Source organism: Tessaracoccus flavescens (genome assembly GCF_001998865.1).
Lineage (GTDB): Bacteria > Actinomycetota > Actinomycetes > Propionibacteriales > Propionibacteriaceae > Arachnia > Arachnia flavescens.
In genome coordinates this window covers 853863-875856 of the sequence record NZ_CP019607.1, presented here as the reverse complement: position 1 = coordinate 875856, position 21994 = coordinate 853863, and the positions used below count along the sequence as shown (strand labels likewise).

At 68.5% G+C, this 21994-nt stretch carries 23 protein-coding genes; 13 read left to right on the top strand and 10 right to left on the bottom strand.

The annotated features are described in order from the left end of the window. Positions 1 to 35 precede the first annotated feature (35 nt). Positions 36 to 2219, top strand: a complete 2184-nt coding sequence (locus BW733_RS04250) for a hypothetical protein (RefSeq protein ID WP_152024557.1) — start codon at positions 36 to 38, stop codon at positions 2217 to 2219. Here the strand turns inward: BW733_RS04250 and BW733_RS04245 are convergent. Next, positions 2216 to 3112, bottom strand: coding sequence for a DMT family transporter (locus BW733_RS04245; RefSeq protein ID WP_077348181.1), 897 nt, complete (start codon positions 3110 to 3112; stop codon positions 2216 to 2218). The two genes, BW733_RS04250 and BW733_RS04245, sit on opposite strands and share 4 nt — an antisense overlap. A 40-nt stretch (positions 3113 to 3152) precedes the next feature. Here BW733_RS04245 and BW733_RS04240 point away from each other — a divergent pair, with 40 nt between their 5' ends. Beyond that, positions 3153 to 3644: a MarR family winged helix-turn-helix transcriptional regulator gene (locus BW733_RS04240; protein ID WP_237268294.1), complete on the top strand. Its 492-nt coding sequence runs from the start codon at positions 3153 to 3155 to the stop codon at positions 3642 to 3644. A gap of 180 nt (positions 3645 to 3824) precedes the next feature. Continuing rightward, positions 3825 to 4484 carry an alpha/beta hydrolase gene (locus BW733_RS04235; RefSeq protein ID WP_152024555.1) on the top strand — a complete coding sequence of 220 codons (660 nt, stop codon included), beginning with the start codon at positions 3825 to 3827 and terminating at the stop codon, positions 4482 to 4484. Here the strand turns inward: BW733_RS04235 and BW733_RS20215 are convergent. The 4 genes from BW733_RS20215 to BW733_RS04215 are packed head-to-tail and all read right to left on the bottom strand — an operon-like array spanning position 4382 to position 8478. After that, positions 4382 to 5425: a 3-oxoacyl-ACP synthase III family protein gene (locus tag BW733_RS20215; RefSeq protein ID WP_077348177.1), complete on the bottom strand. Its 1044-nt coding sequence runs from the start codon at positions 5423 to 5425 to the stop codon at positions 4382 to 4384. The genes BW733_RS04235 and BW733_RS20215 overlap by 103 nt on opposite strands. Next, positions 5422 to 6699 (bottom strand): F390 synthetase-related protein, encoded by a 1278-nt coding sequence (locus BW733_RS04225; RefSeq protein ID WP_077348175.1) that lies wholly within the window; start codon positions 6697 to 6699, stop codon positions 5422 to 5424. The genes BW733_RS20215 and BW733_RS04225 overlap by 4 nt, the downstream gene beginning before the upstream one ends. Further along, complete coding sequence (locus tag BW733_RS04220; RefSeq protein ID WP_077348173.1) at positions 6696 to 7487, bottom strand: MBL fold metallo-hydrolase; 792 nt, start codon at positions 7485 to 7487, stop codon at positions 6696 to 6698. Before BW733_RS04220 ends, BW733_RS04225 begins: the two co-directional genes overlap by 4 nt. A 1-nt stretch (position 7488) precedes the next feature. Next, positions 7489 to 8478 (bottom strand): NAD-dependent epimerase/dehydratase family protein, encoded by a 990-nt coding sequence (locus BW733_RS04215; protein WP_077352695.1) that lies wholly within the window; start codon positions 8476 to 8478, stop codon positions 7489 to 7491. Positions 8479 to 8728: 250 nt separating this feature from the next. On the opposite strand from BW733_RS04215, the gene BW733_RS18185 reads away from it, so the two are divergent. The 9 genes from BW733_RS18185 to pntB all read left to right on the top strand — a co-directional run bounded on the left by BW733_RS18185 (position 8729) and on the right by pntB (position 16435). Then, positions 8729 to 8899 (top strand): cysteine hydrolase family protein, encoded by a 171-nt coding sequence (locus BW733_RS18185; protein ID WP_161490125.1) that lies wholly within the window; start codon positions 8729 to 8731, stop codon positions 8897 to 8899. 10 nt (positions 8900 to 8909) lie between these two features. Beyond that, on the top strand, positions 8910 to 9179 hold the full coding sequence (locus tag BW733_RS04210; RefSeq protein WP_077352693.1) for a putative quinol monooxygenase: 270 nt from the start codon (positions 8910 to 8912) through the stop codon (positions 9177 to 9179). A 52-nt stretch (positions 9180 to 9231) separates the two neighbouring features. Next, positions 9232 to 10662: an adenylosuccinate lyase gene (gene purB / locus BW733_RS04205; RefSeq protein WP_077348171.1), complete on the top strand. Its 1431-nt coding sequence runs from the start codon at positions 9232 to 9234 to the stop codon at positions 10660 to 10662. A 15-nt stretch (positions 10663 to 10677) separates the two neighbouring features. Then, positions 10678 to 12000 (top strand): hypothetical protein, encoded by a 1323-nt coding sequence (locus tag BW733_RS04200; protein WP_152024554.1) that lies wholly within the window; start codon positions 10678 to 10680, stop codon positions 11998 to 12000. Next, entirely contained in the window at positions 11997 to 12554 is a 558-nt protein-coding gene (locus tag BW733_RS04195) for an NUDIX hydrolase (RefSeq protein ID WP_077348167.1), read from the top strand. Before BW733_RS04200 ends, BW733_RS04195 begins: the two co-directional genes overlap by 4 nt. 51 nt (positions 12555 to 12605) lie before the next feature. Next, positions 12606 to 12905: a hypothetical protein gene (locus tag BW733_RS18845; RefSeq protein WP_202970279.1), complete on the top strand. Its 300-nt coding sequence runs from the start codon at positions 12606 to 12608 to the stop codon at positions 12903 to 12905. Between the two features lie 156 nt (positions 12906 to 13061). Then, positions 13062 to 13370, top strand: a complete 309-nt coding sequence (locus BW733_RS04185; protein WP_077348165.1) for a transcriptional regulator — start codon at positions 13062 to 13064, stop codon at positions 13368 to 13370. Positions 13371 to 13484: 114 nt separating this feature from the next. Next, positions 13485 to 15023: a Re/Si-specific NAD(P)(+) transhydrogenase subunit alpha gene (locus BW733_RS04180; RefSeq protein WP_077348163.1), complete on the top strand. Its 1539-nt coding sequence runs from the start codon at positions 13485 to 13487 to the stop codon at positions 15021 to 15023. 5 nt (positions 15024 to 15028) lie between these two features. After that, positions 15029 to 16435 carry a Re/Si-specific NAD(P)(+) transhydrogenase subunit beta gene (gene pntB / locus BW733_RS04175; RefSeq protein WP_077348161.1) on the top strand — a complete coding sequence of 469 codons (1407 nt, stop codon included), beginning with the start codon at positions 15029 to 15031 and terminating at the stop codon, positions 16433 to 16435. A gap of 92 nt (positions 16436 to 16527) precedes the next feature. Here the strand turns inward: pntB and BW733_RS04170 are convergent, their stop codons facing one another. The 5 genes from BW733_RS04170 to BW733_RS04150 form a co-directional block, all read right to left on the bottom strand. Next, positions 16528 to 17412, bottom strand: coding sequence for an amino acid ABC transporter permease (locus BW733_RS04170; protein WP_077348159.1), 885 nt, complete (start codon positions 17410 to 17412; stop codon positions 16528 to 16530). After that, positions 17409 to 18059, bottom strand: a complete 651-nt coding sequence (locus tag BW733_RS04165; RefSeq protein ID WP_077348157.1) for an amino acid ABC transporter permease — start codon at positions 18057 to 18059, stop codon at positions 17409 to 17411. The genes BW733_RS04170 and BW733_RS04165 overlap by 4 nt, the downstream gene beginning before the upstream one ends. Positions 18060 to 18094: 35 nt before the next feature. Beyond that, positions 18095 to 18934: a glutamate ABC transporter substrate-binding protein gene (locus BW733_RS04160; RefSeq protein WP_077348155.1), complete on the bottom strand. Its 840-nt coding sequence runs from the start codon at positions 18932 to 18934 to the stop codon at positions 18095 to 18097. Positions 18935 to 18957: 23 nt separating this feature from the next. After that, positions 18958 to 19710 (bottom strand): amino acid ABC transporter ATP-binding protein, encoded by a 753-nt coding sequence (locus BW733_RS04155; protein WP_077348153.1) that lies wholly within the window; start codon positions 19708 to 19710, stop codon positions 18958 to 18960. A 297-nt stretch (positions 19711 to 20007) separates the two neighbouring features. Further along, positions 20008 to 20472 (bottom strand): LacI family DNA-binding transcriptional regulator, encoded by a 465-nt coding sequence (locus tag BW733_RS04150; protein WP_077348151.1) that lies wholly within the window; start codon positions 20470 to 20472, stop codon positions 20008 to 20010. A 245-nt stretch (positions 20473 to 20717) separates the two neighbouring features. Between BW733_RS04150 and BW733_RS04145 the strand changes: the two genes are divergently transcribed. After that, a complete protein-coding gene (locus tag BW733_RS04145; protein WP_077348149.1) occupies positions 20718 to 21992 on the top strand; it encodes a sugar ABC transporter substrate-binding protein in 1275 nt (424 codons plus the stop codon). Positions 21993 to 21994: the final 2 nt, after the last annotated feature.

Genomic DNA, 21994 nt, shown 5'->3' with positions numbered 1-21994 from the left:
ACTCTGGCCATCCGTCTTGGGGGGAGCGCATGGTCATGACGTTTGGACACCGGATCGTCGCAGGCATCGCGGCGTGCGCCGTGCTCGGGACCGGTATGGCTCTGGGGTCGTCGCCGACGGCACGGGCAGACTGGAAGGGTCTCACCGAGGTGAGCCACTCCCGCTACGTGGTCAGCTCGGACGGCTCGGACGTCTCGGTGACCACCACGCTGACCATCACCAATGTCGACACCGAGGTCACCCCCGAGAGCCCGAATGGACGCTGGGAGTACAAGGCCTATACCGTCAACGTCCCGGCCACCGCCCAGAACGTGCAGGCGACCTCCGGTGGGGCGCCGCTGCAGGTCACGCTGGAGGAGGGGAGCGCGGCGGACGTGCGTTCGGCCAGGATCGGATTCCCGAAGCTCCTGTACGGCGAATCGCGCACGATCGAACTCACGTTCTCGTTCCCGGGGGCCGACTTCCGGGCGAAGGACACCACGCGGGTCGGTGACGGCTTCGCCGCCTTCGGGGCCCTCGCTCAGGGGGACCCGGGAAAGGTTCGGCTCGAGATCGTCGCACCGAGCGACATGGAGCTGAGGTCGAGCAGAGGGGCCTTCGCCCCCACGAAGTCCGGCGGGGACACCGTCTGGACGGCCGAGGAGGCCACCGTCGACTACGGGATCTGGTCCTTCGTCGTGCTGCGCGACCCGAAGACCGCCGACGAGCGCAGGGTCGAGGTGGGCGGGAGCCGGGTGACGCTGCTCGGACTCCCCGGCGACGAGGACTGGCTCGACTTCGGCGAGGGGCTCCTCAAAGAGAGGCTGCCCGCGATCGAGGCACTCACAGGCCTCCCGCTGAGCCGCCAGATCACCGTGTACGAGGACCTCGCAGCGGAGTCGGCTGGCAACTATGGAATCGATCTTGCCGCCGGCGTCGCGGGGGCGCCGCAGCAGTTGGACCGGACCACGTTCACCCGTCAGGCCGTGCTCGCAGGCTTCGACGAGGGACGGTTCCCCGAACGATGGGTACGTGAAGGGCTCGCGAGTTTCGTCACCCACCGCGTCAGTGGAGAGGGGGAGACGGATCTCGTCGAGGTGGACACCGGGGACGAGAATGCACAGCCCCTTGTCGCCTGGGGCGAGGAGGGCGGCTCGTCCAGCGCTGCGGAGGAGGAGTACGCCTACCGGGCGGCGCACGGCGTCTTGCGGATCCTGCTGGATGACCTGGACGACGAGGCGGTGACCGAGGTGCTCAGCGGGGCCCTTTCCGGAGAGTCGGCCTACGAGCTGCCCGGCTCGACGGAGGGGATCGCCCCCACCGACCAGTGGCGTCTCCTCGATCTCGTCGAGGTCCGTGGGGGAAACACGTTCGCCGCTGACGCCTACCTCGACTGGGTTCTGGACGACGCGACAAAGGGAAGACTCGACGGCAGGGCACCGACGCGCAGGGCGTACTCGGAGCTCGACGAGAAGGACGGGGCCTGGCAGCCACCCAGGCCGCTGCGTGCGCAGATGGCGGCCTGGGAGTTCGATGAGGCCAACGCGTCGATCGAGCGGTTCGCGGACGTCGCGGCCCTCGCGGGAGAGCTCCAGAGGTCCACGGCAGACGCCGGCCTCGCCGTTCCCCGCGGCGTGCAGGAGGCCTACGAGAACGCGGAGGGTCCTGACGCGGTGGCAGAAACGCTTCGTGAGACGGACGAACTCCTCGACTCGCTGACGCGAGTTGTCGCATCGGCTGAGGACGATGCGGGCCCGCTCGTCGGGATCGGACGCCGCCTGCTCGGCACCGGAGGAGACCTCGACCGAGCGCGCTCTGCGTTCGAGGCCGGCGACTTCGACCAGCTGCGTCGAGAGCTCGCCGACCTCCAAGGCGAGCGGGAACGGGCTGGACGGCTCGGCATGGGCATCGTCGCGGGTGCGGCGGGGCTGCTGATCGTCGTGATCGGTGTGGTGCTGCTGCTCCGACTGCGCCGTCGCCCCGTCAGGGGCGCGCCACCCCGACCACCCTCTTCTGCTGCGCCCGGGTGGGGTCCAGGCGGCGACTCACCCGCTCCGGCCCGGGTGAGTCGAGACTCCGACCCGGGTGGGCGGCAGCTGGGACAGCCCGAGCAGCGGCGGCCGCCGCCACAGAGCCCTCCCCGGCAGGGACCGCCCGGGCCCGATCCGTCCGGTCGGCCTTGGCCGACGTCCGAACCACCTCCGCAGCGCCCGGGCGGGCAGTGGCCGACCTCGAACTAGTCCCCAGGCTCTCTCTCCGCAGGCTCCCCGTTCAGGGCCGGGTGCCGAGTTGGCATCACCTGCACGGCCGCCATGCAGCCGAGCACGATCGCAAGTCCCAGCCACTGCGTCCCGGCCAGGGCCTCGCCCCCGGCGAGGATGCCGAGACTCACGCCCGCTACCGGATTGAGCAGCCCCACCACGCCGACCACCCCCGCGTCGATGTGCCTCAGTGCCCCGAACCAGCAGAGGTAGGCCACGGCGGTCGCCAGGATCGACAGATAGGCGACGGCGCCGAGCTGCGACGGCCCGAGCGCAGGAGGAGCGCCCTCGACGACGACGGCGGCGATCACCAGCGCCGCCCCTCCCCAGAGGAGCTGCCAGCAGGTGGTGTGCAGGACCGGGATCTCGCCCTGCCAGCGTCGCGCGAGGATGGAACCGATGCTGTTCATCAGCATCGCCGTGAGCGAGGCGGCAAGCCCCCACGGCTCGAAGCCAACCGTCCCGACGCCGACAAGCAGCGGGACGCCCATGGCACCGACCGCCGCCCCGATCAGCAGCACGACGCTTGGCTTCTGCCCGAGTAGGGCCCATGCGCTGAGCGTCAGGGCGACCGGGGCGAGCGCCATCACCGAAGACGCCACGGAGCTCGGCAGCAGCTGCGCGGCGATGAACAGCAGCAGGAAGAAGCCGCCGATGTTGAGGATGCCGAGCAGGGCGGAGCGCCAGATCCAGGCGCCGTGCGGAAGCCGGCGGGTCACCGCAAGGAGCAGGAGTGCAGCCGGGGCGGCACGGAGTGCCGATCCCCACAGCGGATGATCGGCCGGCATGAAATGGGCGTTCACGAAGTAGGTGCTGCCCCACAACACGGGAGGCACCGCCGCCACCAGGCTCCACCGCCATTTATCTTCCATGGAAAATACAGTACCTTCCGAGGAAGATATAGTGAAGCCCGTGAACGACCACGTGTCCAGGATCCTCGACCAGTGGGGCCGCGAGAGGCCCGACCTCGACGCCTCCCCGATGGCGATCTTCGGCAACATGACGCGGCTCGCTGACGCCCTCGGGCGCGAGATCTCCGCCGTCCAACGGCGGTTCGGGCTGGGCGAGGGGGAGTTCGACGTCCTGGCCACCCTCCGCCGATCGGGCGAACCCTTCGAGCTCTCGCCGGGCGACCTCGCCGCCACCACGATGGTCACAAGCGGAGCGGTGAGCAAGCGGGTCGACCGGCTCGAGTCGGCCGGCCTCGTCACACGGGAGCGCTGCAGCCATGACGGGCGCGCGCGGCTGGTGCGGCTCACCCCCGAAGGGCGCGAGCGCATCGACCGTGCGGTGGAGGCCCACTTGGACAACGAACACCGCCTGCTCGCCCCGCTCAGCGAGAGCGAGAGGGCTCACCTCGCGGCGATCCTGCAGAAGTGGGCAGGGGCCGTCGGAGACGAATGAGCAGACCGGCCCGCCGCCGACTGATTGGGCTGCGGACGTCCCGCTCCGGGGCTGGCCGGAGGCCTGCCCACCCGCAGGCGAGGATGCCGGGGCACAATTGCGGCGTGAAGAAGGCAACGGTCATCCTGCTGTTCCTGCTCGCCGCTCGGGTACGGCGTCGGCGTCGCTCAACCCTTCGTCGTGCGCGGCCCGGTCATGCTCGGTCAGGACGCCGCCGTCGCCGATGCGCCCTCGAACGTGCGCCTTGCCGACGCGGGAGGAGACGTGATCGTCGTCGAGCCGACCGGCGGTGCGGCCCGGGTGGCCTTCGTGCTCTACCCGGGCGGCCTCGTGCGTCCACAGGCCTACGAATGGATCGGCCACGCCCTCGCTGCCCACGGGGTCCGCACCCTCATCCCCGAGATGCCGCTCGACCTCGCCGTGTTGTCGGCCGACCGGGCGGGGGAGGTGGCGGAGGCGCTCGCTCCCGGACTGCCCGTTGTGGTCGGAGGGCACTCCCTCGGTGGGGCCATGGCAGCCTCGTACGCCGCAGACCATGACGTCTCCGGCCTCGTGCTGCCCGCCGCCTACCCTTCGGACTCGACCGATCTGAGCGGCGAGGCGTTCCCCGTCGTCTCGCTGATGGCCCAGCATGACGGCGTGGCCGACGCCGCCAAGGTGACCGGAGGGCTCGACCGGTTGCCTGGCGCGACCAGGCTGATCACGGTCGACGGGGCGGTGCACAGCTTCCTCGGCCGCTATGGCCCCCAAGACGGCGACGGCGTCCCGACGGTCGAGCGTGCGGAGGCGGAGGCTGCCATCACCGGATCCCTCGTCGAGTTCTTCGAAGCTCTGGCCTGACGAGTCAGAGCTGCAGCAGCAGCGCGTTCGCCGTGAGGCCAGCAGCCGTGCCGCAGAGCAGCACGCGGCTGCCACGCCCGATCCGGCCCTCGTCCCAGGCCCTCGCAAGGGCGAACGGGACCGAGGCGGAGACCATGTTGCCGAAGTCCTCGACGTAGTTCGCGTAACGGTCCTCGGGGATCCCGATCCGTCGCATGCAGGGGAAGCGCCCGGCTGGCCTGGTGCGGGATCACGTAGTCGATCTCGTCCACCGAGGTGCCCGCCTTCTCGAAGAAGCGCTCGAAGAAGCCAGGAAGAACCCTCGACGCTGACAGGAGCACGGCGCGGCCGTCCATGTCGAAGCGGTAGTCGTGGTCGTTGTCGGGATGAAAGTCGCGACCGGGCATCCTGCTACCGCCGCCGCGGAGTTCCGTCTCGTGCGCATGACGCGGCCACGTCTGCTGCAGGGAGGCGAGCACGCCCACCCCTTCCGCGGACGGTGAGCTGACGACCACGGCGACCGCGGCGTCGGAGAAGAGTTCGAAGCTCTCGCGCTGCCCGGGGTGGAGGAACTGGGCGCCGACGTCGCCCGCCACGATGAGAATGCGCCGATACTCCCCGTCGCGCAGGTACCGCGACGCCACGTCGAGGGCGGTGATGAAGCTGGTGCACGTGGAGTTCACGTCGAGCGCGGCACAGCGCGCATCCGGCGCGACGCGCTCCTGGACGAGGGAGGCGGTGCAGGGGATGGGCTGAACGTCGCCTGCGGTCGCGCCGATGATGCAGTCGAGGTCGTCGGCGGAGATGCCAGCTGCGGCGATGGCCTTCTGCGCGGAGTCGACCAGCATGTCGAGGTGCTGCGCCGGGGCCTCGGCGCGGTACCTCGTCGCTGAGCCGAACGTCACCGTGCCCTCGGGAAGGCACACGCCGTAGCCGTCGATCTGCAGTCCGCGGACCGTCATGGGTTCATCCTCTCCACCCGTCGCAGTTTCCGCGTCGGGTCGGGTTCGTAGGAGACGACGTCGATGGTGACGTCGTCGACGCCCTGGGCGCGCAGCAGCCCGCGCAGCTCGGCGCTCACGTCAGCGGCGACCTCGGGCGTCAGGGGATCGAGCCCGACCCTCAGCGACGACGCTCCGGTCTGCACGACGCGGTACTGCCGCACGTGCTCCGCATAGGCCATGGCGCGTGAGACCAGATCGGCGTACACGGGCACGGGCCGGCCGTCGGGTCGGGCGAACTGGAGCACGTCATCCTCGCGTCCCTCGATCCGCTCAAGCGCGGTCATGGCGCTTCCGCACGGGCAGGGAGCTTCCCGCAGCACGAGCACATCGCCCATCCGGTAACGGACGATCGGCTGGCTGCGGCGCCTGAAGTCGGTAACGACGGGGACGAAGCGTCGCTCGTCGAGGTGGTCGCGTTCGACGTGCACCACGTCCTCATTCAGGTGCAGGGTTCCGTGCTCGCAGGTGCAGCCGAGGAAACCTTCGGTGCACTGGTAGATCTGGTGGATGAGCGCGACCCCGAACCCCGCACGCAGATGCTGCTCGTCGAGCGGGGTGAGCACCTCGGCCACCGAGTAGACCTTCTGGGGCGCGATGCGGAGACGGCCCAGGATCCTCGCGTCGGCGAGGCCGCGCAGCACCGAGGGAGGGCCGACCAGGATCGTCGGGTCCAGCTCGGCAAGGCGGGCCAGGTGGTCGTCCACCTGCAGGAACGTGTCGAAGAATTCGAAGCGGACGGTGCGCGACGCGACCGTGTCGTAGAGCTGGCTTCCAGCCCGCAGGAACAGCGCGATGCGCTGCCCCCTGAGCCTCGGAAGGGTCCTGGCCAGCACCGTTCCCGCCCACTGCGCGCGCTCGCTGCGACTCGCCAGGAACAACCCCCGGTGGCCACTGGTCCCCGTCGACAGGCCGATGGAGCAGCCGTGCACGGAGGCGTCGAAGGCGCGCGACCGCTCGGCTGCGATGGCGAGTGCCATGGCCTCGTCACGGTCGACCGGCACCGTGACCAGATCGTTGAAGCCGGCCATCATCGTGGCCTTGTCCTGTTCCGGGAGCTCGTAGAGGGCTCGAGGCTGCAGGCTCCCGAACAGGGGAGAGGCGCGACGCAGGAACCGCAGGTGCCGACGCAGCTGTCGCCGCTGGTAGCGCTCGAGCCGGGCCCGCGACCGGAAGCGGGTGAGCCAGCGGGCACGGGCGTACCACACGGCGATCCTCAGCGTGTCGGCGCTCATGCGAGCAGCCGGGACATGTCGTAGGTGTCGTGGCTGAGACAGACCCGTAGCCCGGCGCGGTGGAAGTCGCGCAGGGAACGGGCTGTCGCGACGTAGCGTCCTGCGTCGTGCTGGATCAGGCGTGGGAGGGGGCGCAGGTCGTCGGCCGCGTCGATCAGGTCGGCGCCCCATGCGGCGTCGCCCGCGAGCAGCACGGCTCCCTCGACGATGGCGCCGAGATGGCCGTGCGCGTGACCCGGCAGTGGCGTGAGCAGATAGCTGCCGTCGCCGAGCAGGTCGTGGACGGGGACGGTGAGGTCGCCGTCGGTGTGGTCGACGAATGCGGCGTCGTCGATGACGGTGCGCCGTGCGGAGGCGAACCAGCAGGGCAGCAGCCCCCGCAGCACCCCCTCCCTGAGCCTCGGTGAGCGCAAGGAGGCATCGACCCCGGCGCTCAGCACGAACTGCGCTTCAGGGAAGTAGCGGACCCCTCCGAGGTGGTCGGGATGCGCATGGGACAAGACGACATGGGTCACCTCGCCGGGGTCGATGCCGGCCGCGCGGAGCCGCGCGTCGATCGTCTCATCGGGGGCGACCGACGGTGGGAGCAGTCTGCTGTACAGCCACCCGGCCACGCCGGAGTCCGCGGTGTCGGGGGCGTACCCGGTGTCGAACAGCACGGTGGCCGCCGGTGACCGGTACAGGAAGGCGCCCGCCGGGAACGTCCGCGCCTGCCGTGCGGCACCGCGGAAGACGCGGGAAAGGTCGTGGGTGGTCGTGCCGCAGGCGAAGTGGTCGAGCGTTCCCATCTCAGGCCGCCCCTCTGGTCGCGGCGAAGGCCGCGAGCGCGTCGTCGAGGCTGACCCGTGGGGCGTAGCCGAGGTCGTTCCTTGCGCGGGTGATGTCCAGCGTCTGCGAGTAGGCGATGGTGGTCAGCGTGTAGCGGGTCAGCGGCGGCTCGGGCATGCCAGGAAGGGCAGCGCAGATCCGCTCGAGCGCCCCTGCGAGCGGATAGAGCACCCGCGTAGAGACCCGTCGGTAGCGCGGGGACTCGCCGAGCAGCCCGAACAGGAGGTCCAGCAGTTCCCGGAACGGGCGAGGGTCGCCGTTGGTGATGTTGTAGGCCTGACCGTGCGCGTCCGGGTGCCCGAGAGCCAGGCGGATCGCGAGAGCGACGTTCTCCACGGCCGTCAGGTCGACCAGGTTGCGCCCCTCCCGGAACAGGGGGACCCCGATGCGACTGTGGACATCGAGCAGCCTCGGCGCGAGGCTCGGGTCGCCTGCCCCGACCAGCCCTCGCGGTCGGAGGATGATCAGTTCTGGGAGGTCCCCATCCGCGTGGGCGGCGCGCAGCAACCGCTCCGCCTCCAGCTTCGAGGCGATGTAGTGGTTGAGCGGGTTCGACCCGTCGACCTCGTCCTCGGAGATGTTCAGCCGGTCCGCCGCGGTCGAGTAGATGCTGGGCGACGAGATGAACACGATGCGTGGGATGTGGTGGCGGCGTGCGGCCTCGGCGACGGCGGCCGTTCCCTCGACGTTGGCGCGGGCGAACTGTGACCACCGGCCCCAGGGGGATGAGAGTGCTGCGCAGTGCACGATGGCGTCGACGCGGAACAGCGCGGCGTCAGGCAGTTCACTGAGCGGAGCGGCGATCGTCTCGACCCGCAGGCGGTCGAGCTTCGTCCGGTCGCGGCCTGAGGCGAGCACCTCGTGCCCCGACTCCCGGAGTTCGGCGACCGTGTATCCGCCCAGGAAACCGGTGGCGCCTGTGACCAGGACCTTCGGGCGGATGATCGACATCGCGTCAGCATAGGCGAGCGGCCCGTTCACGAACTCCATTACTAGGCCTGACTGGCCCAAAGTGCATGCCCGGCCGGGGGCGCGCGGGTGCGACCATCGCTCGCGCGGGATCTGCGATCGACGCCGACACCGTCAGGGAGGCACGCAGGTCGACTGCCCGTGCCGGCCTCCGGCGAGCGGACTGAGAGTCTCGCCCGAGACTTTCGGGCCGCGCGGCGTCCCGGCCCCCGCCGAGGGTTATCGTCGCGCCATGGCCACCCCCGACTCCCACCTCGAGCCGCACTGGAGGAGCGCCGCGCTCATGGTCGACCTGCAGCGCGACTTCCTCGACGACGGCGCGGCCCCGGTCGAGGGAACCTCTGCCGTCGTCGCCCCGGCGGTCCAGCTCGTGCAGGCGTTCCGCGCGGCCGCTCGCCCGTAGGGTGGACGGCATGATCATCATTGCCGGACACCTGAGGATCGCCACGGGAAGCAGGGAGCAGTTCCTCGAGCACTCAGCGGATGCTGTGCTGAAGGCCCGCTCAGCCGCGGGCTGCCTCGACTTCTCCGTATCGCCCGACCCGCTCGACGTGGACCGCGTCAACGTGTGTGAGATCTGGCGTGACGTCGACTCCCTCGAGGCGTTCCGCGGCAGCGGGATGGACGAGGCGCAGTCGATGCTGGTGGTCGCCGCCGCCGTCGGCCAGTTCGAGGCGGCATGACCGGCTGAAACGTCGGTTCGACCGTCCGCGCACCGCCACTAGACTGCGGCCCATGATCGTCCCCAATGTCCTGGCCAACCGCTACGCCTCCACGCAGATGCGCGACATCTGGGCCCCCGAGGCCAAGATCGTCTCCGAGCGCAGGCTGTGGCTCGCAGTGCTCCGCGCCCAGCGCGACCTCGGCGTCGACTTCGGCGGAGCCGACCCGGATCAGGTGATCGCCGCGTACGAGAACGTGATCGACCAGGTCGATCTCGACTCGATCAACGCCCGCGAGCGGATCACGCGCCACGACGTGAAGGCAAGGATCGAGGAGTTCAACGACCTGGCGGGCTTCGAGCACATCCACAAGGGCATGACGTCGCGTGACCTCACCGAGAACATCGAGCAGCTCCAGGTGCTCGAGTCGCTGCGCCTGGTGCGTGCCCGCGTGGTTGCGGCCCTCGCGCAGCTGACCCGCCTCGCCACCCAGTACGCCGACCAGCCGCTCACCGGGCGTTCCCACAACGTCGCCGCCCAGCTGACCACGCTCGGGAAGCGGTTCGCGACCGCCGCGGACGAACTCCTCGTCTCGCTGGAACGGCTCGACGACCTGATCGGTAGGTACCCGGCACGCGGGATCAAGGGCCCTGTCGGAACGGCCCAGGACATGCTCGACCTGCTCGGCGGTGACGCGGAGAAGCTCGCCGACCTCGAGCGCCGGATCGCCGACGAGCTCGGCTTCGCCCAGGTCTTCACGTCGACCGGCCAGGTCTACCCGCGCTCCCTCGACTATGACGCCGTCACGGCGCTCGCCCAGGTCGCGGCCGCGCCGTCGAATGTGGCCACGACGATCCGCCTGATGGCCGGCCTCGAGCTGGTCACCGAGGGCTTCAAGGAGGGCCAGGTCGGCTCGTCCGCGATGCCGCACAAGATGAACACCCGCTCGTGCGAGCGCGTCAACGGCCTGTCGGTGGTCGTGCGGGGCTACGTGTCGATGGTCGGCGAGCTCGCGGGCGATCAGTGGAACGAGGGCGACGTGTCCTGTTCCGTGGTGCGCCGCGTAGCGCTGCCAGACGCCTTCTTCGCACTCGACGGCCTCTTCGAAACGTTCCTGACGGTGCTCGCCGACTTCGGCGCCTTCCCCGCGGTGATCGAGGCCGAACTGCAGCGCTACCTTCCCTTCCTGACCACCACGAAGGTCCTGATGGCCGCCGTCCGCAAGGGCGTCGGCCGCGAGGTCGCACACGAGGCGATCAAGGAGCATGCCGTCGCCGTCGCGCTCGACCTGCGCAAGGGCGCCCGGACCAACGACCTGCTCGACCGGCTGGCCGCCGACGAGCGGCTCGGGCTGACCCGGGAGGACCTCGACGCGCTGATCGTCTCCCCGCTCGAGCTCGCAGGCACGGCACAGGCTCAGGTCGCCCGGGTCGCGGAGAGGGTCGGCGAGATCGTCTCCTCCGATCCCGACGCCGCGGCCTACACCCCCGGCGCCGTCCTCTAGCCCTACCGTTGAGCCATGGCACAGACCATGGTCTTCAACCTCGACTCCGAGGTCCAGTCGCGGCAGTGGAGACACCTCCATGGTGATATCCCCGGCCTGTGGGCGCAGGCTCACGGCGCCTTGTACACCGTCCGGGGAGATGGGCGCGCGGCTCAGCAGTGGTTCGGGGGCGTGCTGCGCACGGCGGTGCTGTTCTCGCAGCAGATCGTGCTGACCGATGCGCAACTCATCGATGGCGTCTTCTTCCAGGCGTTGACCGCGCCGGGGACGCTCGAGTTGCTCGGCATGCCTCTGGCTGAGCGGCCAGGCATCCGGGTGCGCATCCGTTCCTCGAACCTCGAGGAGTCGCTGCGCGCCTTCGCGACCGGTCGGGACGGGAGGAAGCTTCGGTTCGTCATCTGGTCCTCCGTACTCGCGGGCCTGCCTGCAGGGGTCGACGCCGGAGCTGCGTTCAGCCGACTTGAGGGGCTGCCCGCCGACCAGATCGCTGACGCGCCGAGCGGCATGGTCGCCACGGAAGTGGCGGCCGCACTTGAGCGAGGCCTCGGCCTGGAGGAAGGTGCGCTCAAGGGCTTGGCCTACGCGTGGCAGAGCTGGTTCGACGCTGAAACGGCCGGGCTGGTGGAGACGGCGCCCATGGAGCTGCCCGACCGGGACCTGTTCGAGGCGCGCATGCGCAGGCGGCTCACCACTGCCACGACGGGACTGCCGGACGAGTTGTTGAGCCGTGTCCACAGGCAGCCCGACCGCTCTCACGCGAAGGTTGCCATCGACGAGCTCGACATCGATGGTGCAGAGAAGCGCCGCCTCCACGCCGCCTATGCCGACGCCTACTCGTTGGCCCTCTCGGAGTCCTGTGGGGCAGAGGTCTGGCTGAAGGTGCGGCAGGGCACTGACGGCGACGCTCCTGGAAGCGCCGGCGTCCGGGCGGGGCAGCTCGCGCTCTCCGGCGAGGCGACAGTCCAGCTCGGCGAGATGACCCCGGCTAGGTTTCAGGCCTTCCGGTATGAGGCCCGCGATGCGATCACCGCGTGGCAACGTGAAGCGGGGAAGGAAACCACGAAGGAGCTGGCCTACCAGGTGCGGGTCGTCTCAGAGCACGGAGATGTCCGGTCGCAGCGTAAGGGGGTCATCACCCGCGCCGTGATGGTGGCCGTCTTCGCGACGATCGCCTTCATGCTGGATCTGATCCCCGAGTTCGACGGTCGTTGGACTGTACTCTCGCTCGGAGCGGCGCTCCTGGTCGGCGTGCTACCCGAGGCTGTGGCGAGCTGGCGCGAGTACCGCCATCTGGGGGACAGGAATCTGTCCTCCGTGATTGAGCTGACGGGAGCGTGACAGTGGGAGAAGAGGACATCGAGGAGCCGAGGATCGTCAGCGAGCAGCTGTACCGCGACGGCGCCGCTCCCTGGCTGAGTGTCTACTCGGACCTGGTGACGCCTACCGAAGGTGAGGCGTACCGGACTCGTCACGTCGAACTCATGGACGGCCAACCCGGAGCCGTGTGCGTGGTCATTCACGACGAGCGGGTGTTGATGGCGCGGTTGTGGCGCCCCGCCATCAGGGCCACGAGCCTGGAGTTTCCCCGCGGAATGGGCGAGCCGGGGGAGAGCATGGTCGAGACCGCTCTGCGTGAGCTCCGGGAAGAGACCGGCATCGAGGCAGTCCGGACGGTTCGTGAGCTGGGGGGCATCCATGCAGACACGGGACTCCTCAGCAATGCGATCGGGATCGTGGAGGTGGTCGCAGCGCAACCCGGCCTGTCCGTGGGATCCGAGTTGAGCGACGCTGTGTGGGTCCCGTTCGAGGAGTTGGTCGGAGCAATCGCGCAAGGCCTGATCGTCGACGGGATCACGCTGGCCGCCTGGGCTGTGTGGAGCGCCCGGTCATAGGGGGTTCCAGAGTCACTTGCCAGGTTGGAAAGTGATGCTGGACTTTCCGGTATGGAAAGCAACGTCACTGGACCGACGCCCGAGGCGGCTGCTGACACTTTGAAGGCGCTGTCGACCGACAACGACCGACTCTCCCAGAGGCGTGTGCCCTGGGTTCTGCTCGCCGGGTTCGGCGCGGTGGCCGCCTGGTTCGTCGCCGCTGCCGCAACCACGACGCCCCGCGACGAGTACGAGCCTCCTGCAACCCTGTGGCTGGCCCTTGCCGTGACCCTGACCATCGTCCACCTGATCCAGAAGGAGACCGGCATCAGGTTCCCGAAGGTGGGGACGAAGGCACCCTCGCGTTCGTAGGGATCGTCGTCGCCGGCCTCGCCCTGTTCAGCGCCTCACTCGGGCTGGTGGCCCTCGGCGCGACCTGGGCGGTCGCCGTCACCAGCCTCTCCGCGTTCGTGATCACGACGTTGCTCGCTCGAGTCGCCTACGACAGCGCCCTGGAGCGGCTGCGCAGTGAGTGACCTCGCCCGCTTCGACGAGGCGATCCACGCCCCGCTGCGGCTGCGGATCTGCGGGTTGCTGCGGCGCGTGCATCAGCTCGACTTCGCCGTCCTCCGCGACACCCTCGAGGTCTCGGACGCAACCCTGTCCAAGCACGTCAAGACCCTCGTCGACCTGGGCTACGTGGTCAGCCGCAAGGCCGCCTCCGCGAGCCGCAGCCACGCGAGGCGGCTGACCTGGCTCTCGCTCACGGAGCCGGGCAGGGAGGCGTTCGACGCCCATGTCCGCGCCCTGCGTGAGATCGCAGGAACCCTGCCGTGAACCCGTCCACCTGACCCTCGCGGCGGGTGGCCATGCCCCCTCCATCCGGACTGCCAGCGCTCCCAAGCGACCCCAACTCAAGACGCCCAGTGGCGGCCCGATACGGTTCTGGCCATGCGCATTGGGATCCCCAGCGAACTGGGCGCCGGAGAGAACAGAGTCGCGGCGACGCCGAAGACCGTCTCGCAGTTGATCGGGCTCGGCTACGACGTCGTGGTCGAGACGGGAGCAGGGCTGAGGTCGGCCTTCCCCGACGGGGCGTATGCCGAAGCCGGAGCGGAGATCGTCACCCAGGCACGGGCCTGTGGCAGCGACATCGTGCTCACCGTCAACGCCCCGGCGGAGCCGCAGATCGCCAAGCTGCGGCCCGGAGCCGTCCTGATCGGCTTCCTCTTCCCCAGGCAGGACGGTGAACTCACCGGTCGGCTCGCCGCGCGTGGCGTCACCGCGCTGAGCATGGACATGGTTCCCCGCACCAGCCGAGCCCAGGCGCTCGACGCGCTCAGCTCGATGGCCAACATCTCCGGCTACCGAGCCGTCGTCGAGGCCGCGCACGCCTTCGGTCGGTTCTTCACCGGCCAGGTGACGGCCGCAGGAAAGGTGCCGCCGGCGAAGGTGCTCGTCGCGGGCACCGGCGTCGCAGGACTCGCCGCCATCGGCGCCGCCAACTCGCTCGGCGCGATCGTCCGCGCGACCGATGTCCGGCCCGAGACGGCCGAACAGGTCGAGTCGATGGGGGCCACCTTCCTCCACGTCGACACGGCCGGCCAGGGGGTCTCGTCTGACGGCTATGCCAAGGAGGTCGGGGCCGACTACGCCAAGAAGGCAGCCCAGCTCTACGCCGAGCAGGCCGCCGACGTCGACATCATCGTCACCACCGCGGCCATTCCCGGACGCCCGTCACCCAAGCTGATCACCGCAGACATGGTCGCCACGATGCGACCCGGTTCGGTCATCGTCGACCTCGCCGCCCAGGGAGGCGGCAACTGCGAGCTGACCCGCCCCGGCGAGAGCTACACCACCGACGGCGGCGTCACCATCATCGGCTGGACCGACCTCGCGAGCCGGCTGCCTGGCCAGTCCTCGCAGCTGTACGGCACGAACCTCGTCAACGCGCTGACGCTGATGACCCCGGCAAGGGACGGCCACCTCGTCATCGACTTCGACGACGAGGTCGTGCGCACCATGACCACCGTGCGTGACGGCGAGATCACCTTCCCGCCGCCGCCGATCGAGGTGTCCGCGGCCCCGGCGCCCGCGGCGAAGGAGGTCGCGCCGGTCGAGCCACCGCCCCCGCCGAAGGAGCGGCCCTGGTGGCATCAGGTCTCGGCGGTCGCCGTCGGCTCGATCGCGCTGATCGCGGTCCTGACGGTCGCGCCGTCGGCGTTCGTCGGCCTGTTCGGCATCTTCGCCCTCGCCTGCGTCGTCGGCTACTACGTCGTCTGGAATGTCACCCACGCGCTCCACACACCCCTGATGAGCGTCACCAACGCGATCAGCGGCATCATCATCGTCGGCGCGATGACCCAACTGGCCAGTGACTCCTACCTCGTCAAGATCATTGCCGCCGTCGCCGTCCTGCTCGCCTCCATCAACGTGTTCGGCGGCTTCGCCGTCACCCAGCGCATGCTCGGCATGTTCAGGAAGGGCTGAGAGCCATGCTGACGAACTTCATCAACGCGACCTACATCGCAGCCGGCCTGATGTTCATCCTCGCGCTCGCCGGCCTCTCGAAGCACGAGACGGCGCGCAAGGGAAACGTCTACGGGATCATGGGCATGGTCTTCGCGGTCGTGGCGACCAACTTCGCCATCGCCTACCGAGACTACGCCAACCACAACCTGCAGATCGACGCGGCCATCATGCTGTACGCCGCGCTCGCCATCGGCGGCGCGATCGGCCTGTGGCGGGCCAAGAAGGTCGAGATGACGGGCATGCCCGAACTCGTCGCCCTCCTGCACAGCTTCGTCGGGGCCGCCGCCGTCCTCGTCGGCTTCAACGTGCATCTCGAGGCCGGCGGGCACGCTGACGCGCTGCACTCCATCGAGGTCTTCCTCGGCGTGTTCATCGGCGCCGTCACGTTCACCGGGTCGCTGATCGCCTGGGGCAAGCTGAACGGCAAGATCAAGTCCAAGCCGCTCACCCTGCCCGGACGGCACTGGCTGAACCTCGCCACCGTCGTGGCCATCGCCCTGCTCGGCTGGTGGTACCTGGACACCGGCTCGGTCGTCCCGCTGATCATCGCCACCGTGCTCTCGCTGCTGCTCGGCGCCCACCTGGTCGCCGCGATCGGCGGCGCGGACATGCCGGTGGTCGTGTCGATGCTGAACTCCTACTCCGGCTGGGCGGCGGCAGCGAGCGGTTTCATGCTCGACATGACCATCCTGATCATCACCGGTGCGCTCGTCGGCGCGTCCGGCGCCATCCTCAGCTTCATCATGTGCCGCGCCATGAACCGTTCGTTCGTCTCCGTCATCCTCGGCGGATTCGGCGAGGACGTCTCCGCCGCGGGGAACCGTGACTACGGCGAGCACCGGGAGGCGTCCACCACTGAGGTCGCGGAACTGCTCGACGGGGCCGGCTCCGTGATGATCGTGCCCGGCTACGGCATGGCGGTCGCCCAGGCGCAGTACGCCGTCGCGGAACTGACCGAGCGGCTCCGCGCGCAGGGTAAGAAGGTGGGCTTCGGCATCCATCCGGTCGCCGGTCGTCTCCCGGGTCACATGAACGTGCTGCTCGCCGAGGCGAAGGTGCCCTACGACATCGTCTACGAGATGGACGAGATCAACGACGACCTCAAGGACACCGACGTCGTCCTGGTGATCGGCGCCAACGACACCGTCAACCCCGCTGCCATGGAGCCGGGGTCGCCGATCTCCGGCATGCCGGTCCTGCGCGTGTGGGAGGCGGGAACGGTCGTCGTGTTCAAGCGGTCGATGAGCGCCGGGTACGCGGGCGTCCAGAACCCGCTGTTCTTCAACGAGAACTCCGTGATGTGCTTCGGCGACGCGAAGGCCACGGCCCAGGAGATCGTCGCGGCGCTCCCGGCAGGCACCAAGGCCTGACCGGCCGGGCGGGGGCGCACGCGCCAGTCATGCACTGGCTCATCGTCCGGCCGCGGTTCCCGACCGCAGCGGGCGAGGTTGCGGCTCTCGGCTCAGACCTGGGTCTGGGTGGCGGAGAGATTAGCGTCGGCCACGATCATCGCCTGGGTCTTCGGCCCGCTGCGCTTGGCCAGCCAGCGGGCCAGCGTCGAGAGTGAGAAGTTCACGACCAGGTACGTGACGAGCACTACGAGGAAGATTGAGAATGAGTATCTGGTCGAGCCGTAGAAGTCTTTCAGCGTGTACGAAACTCGCAGAATCTCCTGGTAGGCGACGACGTAGCCGAGGGAGGTGTCCTTCAGCAGCACGACGAGCTGGGCGACGATGATGGGCAGCATCTGCCGGAACGCCTGCGGGAACTCGATGATCAGCTTCGACGTGGTCGACGTCAGGCCGAGCGAAAGGCCCGCCTCGCGCTGCCCCCGCGGCAGCGATGCGATCCCCGCCCGGAGCGCCTCGCCGATGATCGCCCCGTTGTAGACGGTCAACGCGAGCACGACGGCCCAGTAGCCTCCGGTCTTCATCGCCAGCAGGATGAACAGCATCATCAGCAGGACGGGCATGCCGCGGAAGAACTCGAGGATGATCGTCGTGGGGACCCGGATCCAGGCGGAACGCGCGCTGCGCGCGAAGCACAGGATGGTCCCGAGGATGAGGGCGAGGACCGCCGCGAGGGCCGCGGCGCGCAGCGTCCCCATCAGGAGGCCTCGGATAAGGAGGCCCTCCCAGACGCGGGGATCTTCGAAGATGTCCCACCGGCTCGGATCCCAGAGGCCGGTCAGGACCGCGCCGTTGACGGTGGTGCGTGGTTGTCCCAGCCGCCAGATGAACCAGCCGAGCAGGGCGACGACACCGAGGCCGATCAGGACCGAAAGGCCGAGGGACAGCCGCCGGATCTTGGGGCCGGGGGCGTCGTAGAGAACATTGGCGGCGCTCATCGCTGCATCGCCACCTTCCGCTCAACCCATCCGGCCAACTGGCCGAGCGGGATCGTGATGATCAGGTAGCAGGCCGCGATGCCGAGCAGGATCGGGATGACGGCGTTGCCGTTGGCATTGGCGAGGCCCTTCGACACCGCGAAGAGCTCCACCACCAGGAAGCCACCCGCGACCGAGGTGTTCTTCGCGAGCGCGATGAAGACGTTGATCAGCGGCGGGATCACCATCCGGAAGGCCTGGGGAAGGATGATCAGGAACACCGTCTGTCCGAAGGTCAGCCCCACGGATCTGGCGGCCTCGGCCTGACCGATGGGGACGCCGTTGATGCCCGACCGGATCGCCTCCGCCACGAAGGCCGAGGTGTACATCGACAGCGCGATGAAGGCCCCGATCTTCGGATTGGAGAAGCCGAGCTGGAGCGTGGGCAGCACGACGATGATCAGGAAGAACACCAGCGTGAGTGGTGTGTTACGCAGCAGCTCGGTGTACGAGACCGCGACGGCCCGAAGGCTCGCGATGGGGGAGATCCGAAGCAGTGCGATGACGGTGCCGAGAAGGAGGGCGCCCAACCCGCCGATGGCGAGCAGTTCGATGGTGCCTTTGAACCCGACCCAGTACTGGTCCAGGTTGCTGAAGACCGCCTCCATGGGCGCCTCCTCCTCGGATCGTCAGCGGTTGTGCGTCAGTAGCGGTCGACGGCCGGGGGCTCCGGCACGGGGAGCACCTTGCCCGCGGTGTCCTCCCAGGCCTTCTTCCAAGCGCCGTCCTTGTACGCCTCGTCGAGAGTGTCGTTGATGAACGTGCGGAACTCGTCGTCGCCCTTCTTTAGGCCGATGCCGTAGGGCTCCTCAGTGAAGGTGGAGTCGACGACCTCGAACTCGTCGGGGTTCTGGGACACGAGGCCGGCGAGGATCACGTTGTCGGTGGTCAGCGCCTGCGCCTGGCCGGTGCGGATCGGCTCGAGGCAGTCGGAGTACTTGTCGACGGTGATCACCTTGTCGGTGTGCTCCTTGATGTTCTTCTCGGAAGTGGAGCCGGTCACGGTGCAGATTGTGTTGTCTCCGACGGAGTCGATCCCCTTGATGCCGGCCTTGTTGCCCTTCGCCACGAGGAACGACTGGCCTGCCGTGTAGTAGGGGCCGGCGAAGTCGATGACTTCCTTGCGCTTGTCGTTGATGGTGTAGGTGGCGATGACGATGTCGACCTGACCGTTCTGGATGAAGGGCTCGCGATTCTGCGAGACCGTCTCCACCCATTCGATCTTGTCCTCGGCGATGCCGAGCTTCTTGGCGATCAGCTTGCCCATCTCGACGTCGAAGCCCACCGGCTTGCCGTCGGGGCCGACCAGGCCGAACAGGGGCTGGTCGAACTTGGTGCCGATCGTGATCTTCCCGTCTGAGGCCAGCTTGGCCATGGTGCTGCCCTCGGGGAAGTCGGTGGCTGCCTTCTCGCCGCCACAGGCGGCCAGTGCTGCTGACATGAGGAGGGCGACTGCCCCCGCAGCGATCTTGCGGATCTTCATTTGATTGCTCCGTTCTCGTGGTTTTACGCGAGGATCTTGGAAAGGAAGTCCTTGGCCCGGTCGGACGTCGGATTGGAGAAGAACGTCTCCGGCGTTGCCTGCTCGACGATCGCGCCGTCGGCCATGAACACGACCCGGTCGGCCGCCTTCCTGGCGAAGCCCATCTCGTGGGTGACGACGAGCATCGTCATGCCGCTGCGGGCGAGCTCGATCATGACGTCGAGCACTTCGTTGATCATCTCGGGGTCGAGGGCGCTGGTGGGCTCGTCGAGGAGGATCACCTTCGGATCCATGGCGAGCGAACGCGCGATCGCGACCCGCTGCTGCTGGCCGCCCGAGAGCTGGGCGGGCAGCTTCTGCGCGTGCTCGGCGACGCCGACACGCTTGAGGAGATCCATCGCCCGCTTCTCCGCGTCGGCCTTCGACTGCTTATGCACCTTGATCGGTGCGAGGGTGACGTTCTCGAGCACCGTCTTGTGGGCGAACAGGTTGAACGCCTGGAAGACCATGCCGACCTCGCTGCGCAGCTGAGCGAGTTGCCTGCCTTCCTCGGGGAGCAGGTTCCCGTCGATGCAGATCTCGCCTGAGTCGATGGTCTCGAGCCGGTTGATCGAGCGGCAGAGCGTGGACTTGCCCGAACCTGACGGACCGATGACGATGACAACCTCGCCCTTCTGGACATCGAGGTCGATGTCTTTCAGGACGTGATGTTGCCCGAAGTACTTGTTGACACCACGGACTTCGACGAGCGCACGCTCTTCGGGGAAGGCTGACATGCCCGCACAGTAACAGCGTGCGAAGCTCACGGTCAGGGGTCTGGAACGATTGTTGCCAGACCGTAACGAGGCACAGTTGGCCCTTCGCGACAGGCGTAGTACCTAGTCATCACTTATTGAATCCCTTCAATCGGACTCTGTTCCATTCTGTCTCCGGTGAGCGGTTCTGCGCGATCCTGACGACGCGTCGCTTGCGACGGAATCCGACACCGCTCCCAGACGGCCGGCCGCCGAATCGCCGGGTGGTTGATGGGGCCCGGCGTGGCCCCGGGAGCCTGGCGTCGGTCTACGCGGAGTTCAGTGCCGGGGGAGGGAACTGGACGGTCGAGCCCCGGGGGCTTGTCGGCATGGGGTCGACGATGACCATGTCGCGAGGCGTGCGGTTCGACTCTGGCTCGGGTTCTGAAGTGCCGGACGGTGGCCGAATCGGTGCATTCCACCGTCGCTGTCAGTCCGTGGACTCCTGCAGAGCTGCAGGGAGAGCTCGTTGGCGAAGGCAGCGAAGGTCGGGTTGCCGAGCTCGGGAACGATCACGGCGATCAGCCCGTCGCGCTGGTCGGGGGAGGGGGAGTCGAGGGGATGGCCGAGGGCCTCCAGCGCCGCCAGGACGCTGGCGCGGGTGGTTTCGGCGACTACTGGCTTCTCGTTGATCACCCTCGAGACCGTGGCCGTCGAGACGCCGGCGATCTCGGCGATGTCAGCCAGTTTCACTCGTGCGGGGATCACGGTCTCCTCCTCTCCTTCGAGCTTGGATCCCGCCATGTTTGCAGAACCTCGGCCGACCTGCAACAGCCTTGTAAAGTTTGCAATGAGTGCCACCCGTGCTGGGTGTTGACTCCTCACACCGTCGTCAGGAAGCGTGGCGTCAGAACACTAACCAACGCCAGCGTCGGCCCGCGAAGCGTTACCGAGTTGTTATGCAAAGGAGTTGCAAGCCTTGCAGAAATCGTTACGATGAAACCACGCGGGTTGGCACCGATGCGACCCCGATCCATAAGGAGAAGCACATGCGCAAGAGCCTCATTGCCGTTGCAACGGCTGGGCTGACCCTGTCTCTCGCCGCCTGCGGTGGCGGCAGCGGCACCTCCACCTCGACGCCCACCACGGGCGTCGCCAGCCCCGAGGCGACCACCGCCTCGTCGCCCGCCACGTCGGCCCCGGCCGCGACCGGCAGCCTGACCGTCTGGGTCGACGAGACCCGCATCGACGCCTTCAAGCAGCTCGGCTCGGCCTTCCAGGCCTCCACCGGCGTTTCGCTCGACGTCGTGCAGAAGCCCTCGCAGGACATCAAGACCGACTTCATCGCCCAGGCCCCGACCGGTGAGGGCCCCGACCTGATCGTCGGCGCGCACGACTGGGTCGGCGACCTCCAGGCCAACGGCGTGATCGCCCCCGTCGAGCTCGGCGACGCCGTCTCCGGCTTCAACGAGATCGCCATCCGCGGCTTCACCTTCGACGGCCAGCTCTACGGCGTTCCCTATGCCACCGAGAACATCGGCCTCGTCCGCAACAACGGCATGGTCCAGGACACCCCCGCCACCTTCGACGAGCTCATCGCCCAGGGCAAGGCCGTCGAGGGCGCCCAGTTCCCGGTCGTCATCCAGCAGGGTGCCGAGGGCGACGCCTACCACCTGTACCCGGTGCAGACCTCGTTCGGTGCGAGCGTGTTCAAGGTCGACGCCGACGGCGCCTACACCACCGAGCTCGGCATGGCCGGCCCCGAGGGTGAGGCCTTCGCCGCCTACCTGAAGAAGATGGCAGACGAGAAGGTCGTCTCCGCCTCGCTCGGCGCTGACCAGGCAAAGCAGGCCTTCCTCGACAAGAAGACCCCCTACATCGTCACCGGTGTCTGGAACATCAAGGACTTCCAGGACGCGGGCATCGACGTGAGCGTCGTCCCCGTCCCGTCCGCCGGTGGCCAGCCCTCCGCTCCGTTCGTCGGCGTCCAGGGCGTCTACCTCTCCTCGAAGTCCGAGAACGCGCTGCTCGCCAACCAGTTCCTCGAGTACCTGGCCACCCCTGAGGCCCAGGACAAGCTCTACGAGTTCGCCGGCCGCACCCCGGCCCTGACCGCCTCCGCGGACAAGGTCAAAGACCCGATCCTCAACGGCTTCGCCGAGGCGGGCAAGTACGGCCAGCCGATGCCGGCCATCGCCGCCATGGGTGCCGTGTGGAAGTACTGGGGCGCCGCCGAGCTCAGCATCATCGAAGGTAAGGCCGAGCCGGCCGTCGCATGGCAGGCCATGGTCAAGAACATCAACGACGCCATCGCAGCGGCGTAGTC